The sequence below is a fragment of the Vibrio sp. V10_P2A27P122 genome, assembly GCF_963874335.1.
Classification (GTDB): domain Bacteria; phylum Pseudomonadota; class Gammaproteobacteria; order Enterobacterales; family Vibrionaceae; genus Vibrio; species Vibrio anguillarum.
Map to the genome: position 1 here is coordinate 1 of NZ_CAWNHY010000112.1, position 5,306 is coordinate 5,306.

A 5,306-nucleotide genomic window follows, 5' to 3' on the forward strand; every position below is an offset into this window, starting at 1 on the left:
AAAGATACGGATTATATGAATATAGGTTTAATCATTGCTCTTGTAGCAGTCTTGCTGGTGTTAGTCCTTGGCTATAACATCATGCTTCAATACAAAGTAAAGGTCGAGTCAGCTAAAAAGCAGGAGTCGACTCGATATATCGCCATTATTGATGCGACAGAAGACCTTATCGGCAACGCACACCACATGCCGTTTAGTAAAGAACTCTTAGTGTGTTTAAATACCCGTATCCTTGATGCCCTACTTAGTATGTATGAGCTTGACCCGAAAAATAAGCAGTTAGCACAACGCATTGAGCATATGAAAGGGCAAATTAAGCATTTACAAGAAAACCACCCAGGTGGTGACAGTACAACGTTTAAAGTACCCACCAGCGATAAACAAGCTTTGATTATGCTTAAACTAGTGAAACGTTTAAGAGACACGATTCGTAGTGAGCACAATAAAGGACGTTTTGAAACACAATCTTACGTCGCTGAAAATGCGCGTCTAGAAACAATACAAATTCGAATCAACATTGAAAATGTTGTTAAGCGGGCAAATGATTCGATCGTTCGTGGGCAACCCGGAACTGCGATTCAGCTATTGCGTAAAGGGATCGATGTTCTGAGCTCAAAAAATGATGCTTATTCCAATCAAGCTCGTGAAAAACTTCAGTCAATGTATGATGACCTAGAAAAACGACGCCAAACAAAAAGTGCAACGGATCTTCAACAAATTGAAGATAACGAGAGAAATAGTGATATGGAAGCACTGTTTGGTGAAAAGAAAAAATGGTAACCCATTATTTTTGATTAGGAAGTATTTTTAAGGTCGCATAAGCGACCTTTTTCATACAACAACGTAAAGAAAACATTAATTTAAATTAACGTATCATTTATCGCTTTTAGGACTTCATCCGGTCTTGTTGCCTGAGTAATTGGGCGACCGATGACTAGATAATCTGAACCAGCTTTTATGGCCTCACTCGGAGTCATAATACGTCTTTGGTCTCCTGTTTCAGAACCAATAGGACGAATCCCTGGCGTAACTAATTTAAACTCTTGACCAAGATGGCTCTTAAGCATGTGCGCTTCTTGAGCTGAGCATACCACTCCATCTAACCCTGCATTTTGAGTTAGGCTAGCCAGACGCATTACATGCTCTTTAGGCGCAACATCGATGCCAATACCACGAAGATCCGATTGTTCCATACTGGTTAGTACTGTGACAGCAATAAGTAGTGGTCTATCGTTACCATAAGGTTCAAGAATCTGGCGAGACGCCGACATCATTCTCTCCCCACCACTGGCATGAACATTCACCATCCATACGCCAAGCTCAGCCGCCGCACGTACGGCTTTAGAGCACGTGTTGGGAATATCATGAAACTTTAGGTCTAAGAATACCGAAAAACCTCTTTTGTGTAGCTCACGCACAAAATCGGGACCAAACAGGGTAAACATCTCCTTGCCCACTTTTAATCGACAGCTGTTGGGGTCAATTTTATCAACAAAAGCTAACGCTTCCGCTTGTTGCTCATAATCCAACGCGACAATTACTCTCTGGTCTTTCATTTTCACTCCTAAAATAATTAAGCTAAAAAAATGCAGCTTTCATAAGCTGCAGTTTTCGAGTCGATCAGTAACTCCAGTACATGAACTCTATTCACCATCCAAACCACGGATAGGTTTAATTGAACCCCAATTCTTACATGATGGGCAGTGCCAGTAGAGAGAATGGGTTGAGAAACCACACTTTCTGCATCGGTAGTGAGGTTTTACTTTTAGTTGCTCACCTACCAATTTTTGCAAGGTCGACAAGCTCTCTTTCGCTCGCCCTTCCTCCGCTTCGATGAGATGGTAGTCAATTAAACGGTAGAAGCCCTTCATGGTCGGATTTTTAACCAATTGCCGTGTCAAAAGTTCCTGCGCAGCTCCAGCACCATCATGTTGTGCCACCAACTGTGCGAGCATCAGTTCAGCTGACACTCCAGCTTCATTGATAATGCACTCGCGTAAAAACTCAACAAGTTCACCCTCTTTCCCAATATGGTGATAGCACTCAGCAAGCGTCGGCAATACCTCGCCGATAAAATCAATGTCCTGCTCCAAGACCATCTGCATATACTGGATTGTATGACGGTAGTCATCATTTTCAAGATACAGCTTACCTAAAGAGATCGTTGCGCGTACACACTTCGGATCTTCAGACAGCGCTTTTTTAAGATATTGAATCGCTTTGCTATCGCGTCCTTCAGCCTTCTCTTGCATTGCAAGTTCACACCAAAAATGGGCTATAACACTGTGCATCCTTTTTCTGCCTAATTTGACCAACGCATAAGCGTAATCGATAGCTTTATGCCACTCTCGAGTCTGTTGGTAAATAGAAACCAATTGTTGTAACGCCGCTTCTTTGTGTTCGGGCTCTTCAATCAGTTGTTCAAATATTTTTTCAGCGCGGTCGAGAAAGCCTGCCACCATATAATCTTTTGCCAATTGTTGTAAGGCGAGATTTTTTTGGTCAATAGTAAGACTTGAACGAGATATGAGATTTTGATGGATGCGGATAGCACGATCAACCTCTCCTCTTGAACGGAATAAGTTGCCCAGCGCTAAGTGGGTATCAATCGTTTCATTGTCTACTTGGAGTAGCTCAATAAAATGGTCAACGGCCTTATCTGATTGATCAGAAAGCAGTAAGTTAAGACCCGTCACATACTGACGAGAAATTTGGTGAGAGTGTTTCTGCTTGTCTTGCTGAGCACTGCGATTTCCCATATACCAGCCGTAGGCGGCGGCAATCGGTAATAGCAAGAAGAGAATTTCTAACATCAAGTCAGCCTTTATTTCACTACGCTTTACTTGTTACAGCGTTGTTCTCTGCTGTTTGCTTTTTCAGTTGCTTATTCAACTTTCTAACTTGCAACTGAGACTTGAAGTAGAAGCTACTGCCAAGCAAACAAGCAAGTAAAAAACCAGAGACAAAGACAGTGCCAAGTAAAGTAGACAGGTGAAATTCGCCTTGAGCGATCAAATAGTTAAACGTCACAACTGCTTGATTTTGAGCCCCTAATGCTAAAGCAATCAAAAAAAGTGCAAGAATTAGAACGATTTTTATAATTTTCATATGCCACTACCTATCCAGTATTGATCTGGTCTGATTATGCAGGAAAATGGCCTTACAAACCATGTCTATTATGGATTCCTTTCTTAAAAAAACGGCATACTTAAACTGTATGCCGTTTTTTAGAATACTCTCTAAATCGCTTTAGATATTCTCATTAACTCGCTCACGTAACTCTTTACCTGGCTTGAAATGAGGGACGAATTTGCCATCCAACACCACTTTATCACCGGTTTTAGGATTACGACCTACTCTAGGCTCACGATAGTGCAAAGAGAAACTACCAAATCCGCGAATTTCGATTCGCTCTCCGCTTTCTAAAGTTGATGCCATATGTTCAAGAATATCTTTCACAGCGTCTTCAATTTCTTTAGCAGATAGGTGCGTTTTCTCAGCACAGAGTCTTTCTATCAATTCAGACTTAGTCATAGTTTCCCTCATTACTTATCAAAGTAGGCACTAACTGAAAAAAAAGGAGCCTTACGGCCCCTTTTAGCGAGTTAGATTATTCGCCTTTAGCAGCCTTGAATGCATCAGCCATAGCATTACCAAACGCACCTTCATCAGCTTTGTTCAGTGTAGCCATTGCTTCTTGCTCATCAGCTTCATCTTTAGCTTTGATAGATAGGTTGATTACGCGGTTTTTACGGTCTACACCAGTAAATTTCGCTTCAACGCTGTCACCAACGCTTAGGACTAGAGACGCATCTTCAATACGGTCACGAGATGCTTCAGAAGCACGGATGTAACCTTCAACGCCGTCTACAAGTTCAATTGTAGCACCTTTCGCGTCAACTGCAGTAACAGTACCGTTAACTAGAGTACCTTTTTTGTTATCAGCAACATATGCGTTGAACGGGTCGTTTTCCATTTGCTTAACGCCAAGAGAAATACGCTCACGCTCTGCATCTACTGCTAGAACAACTGCAGAGATTTCATCGCCTTTCTTGTAATCACGTACCGCTTCTTCTCCAGGAACGTTCCAAGAGATGTCAGATAGGTGAACTAGACCGTCGATGCCGCCGTCTAGACCGATGAAGATACCGAAGTCAGTGATAGACTTGATCTTACCAGTAACTTTGTCGCCTTTAGCTTGCGCTTCAGCGAATGACTGCCATGGGTTAGCTTTACACTGTTTAAGACCTAGAGAGATACGACGACGCTCTTCGTCGATATCAAGAACCATAACCTCAACTTCGTCGCCAACATTAACAACTTTAGATGGGTGGATGTTCTTGTTAGTCCAATCCATTTCAGAAACGTGTACTAGACCTTCAACGCCTTCTTCGATTTCAACGAAGCAGCCGTAGTCAGTTAGATTTGTTACACGGCCAGATAGTTTATGACCTTCTGGGTAACGCTTAGCGATAGCTACCCATGGATCTTCGCCAAGTTGCTTAAGACCTAGTGATACGCGAGTACGATCACGATCGAACTTAAGAACTTTAACTAGGATCTCGTCACCAACGTTAACGATTTCTGATGGGTGTTTAACGCGTTTCCAAGCCATATCTGTGATATGTAGAAGACCATCAACACCACCAAGGTCAACGAATGCGCCGTAGTCAGTAAGGTTCTTAACGATACCTTTAACTTCAGTGCCTTCTTGTAGAGTTTCAAGAAGTTCGTCACGTTCAACGCTGCTTTCTGATTCGATAACAGCACGACGAGAAACAACAACGTTGTTACGTTTCTGGTCTAGTTTGATAACTTTGAACTCTAGCTCTTTGTTTTCTAGGTGAGTAGTGTCACGGATAGGACGCACGTCAACAAGAGAGCCTGGAAGGAAAGCACGGATACCGTTTAGTTCAACAGTGAAGCCACCTTTAACTTTACCATTGATAATACCAATAACAGTTTCAGCTTCTTCGTAAGCTTTCTCAAGAACGATCCAAGCTTCATGACGCTTAGCTTTCTCACGAGAAAGTTGAGTTTCACCGAAACCATCTTCAACAGCGTCTAGAGCAACGTCTACTTCAGAACCAACTTCAACTTCAAGTTCGCCAGCAGCGTTCTTGAACTGTTCAGCAGGGATAGCAGACTCAGACTTAAGACCAGCGTCAACAAGAACGAAACCATTCTCGATAGCGACTACAGTACCTTTAACGATTGTACCTTGTTGAAATTGTGTTTCGTTTAAAAACTCTTCAAAGAGTTGAGCAAAAGATTCAGTCATTTATTTAATCTTCAATAATTAAACT

General features: G+C 42.0%; 6 protein-coding genes. 1 reads left to right on the forward strand and 5 read right to left on the reverse strand.

The window, feature by feature from the left end; translation table 11 throughout:
- Nucleotides 1–15: 15 nt before the first annotated feature.
- Entirely contained in the window at nt 16–780 is a 765-nt protein-coding gene (locus tag AACQ17_RS06120; RefSeq protein ID WP_013857174.1) for a hypothetical protein, read from the forward strand.
- A gap of 80 nt (nt 781–860) precedes the next feature.
- On the opposite strand, the gene pyrF is transcribed toward AACQ17_RS06120, so the two are convergent.
- The 5 genes from pyrF to rpsA form a co-directional block, all read right to left on the reverse strand.
- Complete coding sequence (gene pyrF / locus AACQ17_RS06125) at nt 861–1,556, reverse strand: orotidine-5'-phosphate decarboxylase (protein ID WP_038170096.1); 696 nt, start codon at nt 1,554–1,556, stop codon at nt 861–863.
- A gap of 87 nt (nt 1,557–1,643) precedes the next feature.
- Nucleotides 1,644–2,813, reverse strand: coding sequence for a lipopolysaccharide assembly protein LapB (lapB, locus tag AACQ17_RS06130; protein ID WP_026028046.1), 1,170 nt, complete (start codon nt 2,811–2,813; stop codon nt 1,644–1,646).
- A gap of 19 nt (nt 2,814–2,832) precedes the next feature.
- Nucleotides 2,833–3,108, reverse strand: coding sequence for a LapA family protein (locus AACQ17_RS06135; protein ID WP_013857177.1), 276 nt, complete (start codon nt 3,106–3,108; stop codon nt 2,833–2,835).
- 141 nt (nt 3,109–3,249) lie between these two features.
- Nucleotides 3,250–3,534 (reverse strand): integration host factor subunit beta, encoded by a 285-nt coding sequence (gene ihfB, locus AACQ17_RS06140; protein ID WP_010317449.1) that lies wholly within the window; start codon nt 3,532–3,534, stop codon nt 3,250–3,252.
- Between the two features lie 76 nt (nt 3,535–3,610).
- Nucleotides 3,611–5,281, reverse strand: a complete 1,671-nt coding sequence (rpsA, locus tag AACQ17_RS06145; RefSeq protein ID WP_013857179.1) for a 30S ribosomal protein S1 — start codon at nt 5,279–5,281, stop codon at nt 3,611–3,613.
- Between the last annotated feature and the right edge of the window lie 25 nt (nt 5,282–5,306).